Origin of the sequence: Brevibacterium sp. ZH18 (assembly GCF_022748595.1) — a bacterium.
Taxonomy (GTDB): Bacteria; Actinomycetota; Actinomycetes; order Actinomycetales; family Brevibacteriaceae; genus Brevibacterium.
Window position 1 is genome coordinate 1 of sequence record NZ_JALDSX010000117.1, and the last position, 482, is coordinate 482.

General features: G+C 63.7%; 2 pseudogenes. Both read left to right on the plus strand.

Annotated elements, in window-relative coordinates:
* A pseudogene (locus MPN20_RS17180) lies at nt 1–234 on the plus strand (hypothetical protein); the annotation flags it as partial.
* Nucleotides 235–282: 48 nt separating this feature from the next.
* Nucleotides 283–482, plus strand: a pseudogene (locus tag MPN20_RS17185) (IS3 family transposase); the annotation flags it as partial.

Below are 482 nucleotides of genomic sequence, written 5' to 3' on the forward strand. Positions count from 1 at the left end.
ATCGGACAGATCGCCAAGGACTTCGGGATCCATGAAGGCACCCTGAACAAATGGCTCCGCCAAGCAGAAATCGATGCCGGCAACAAACCCGGCAAGTCCATCGACGAATCAGCAGAACTGCGAGAACTACGGCGACGGACTCGCCTGCTGGAGCAGGAGAACGAGGTCCTACGCCGCGCGGCCGCCTATCTGTCACAGGCGAACCTGCCGTCAAAAGGCTCTACCCGCTCGTGAGAGAGCTCGCCGCCGACGGGATCCCCGGTCGCGGTGTCGTGCCGGGTCTTGAAGCTCTCCCGCCAGCCCTCCTACCGGTGGCTGGCAGCACCCATCCCTGAAGCAGTCGTCATTGAGGCATATCGGGCCAATGCGCTCTTCGATGCCCACCGCGATGATCCCGAGTTCGGGTACCGATACCTCGCCGACGAAGCCGAAGCGGCCGGCCAACCCATGGCGGCACGCACTGCGTGGCGGTTGTGTTCGGC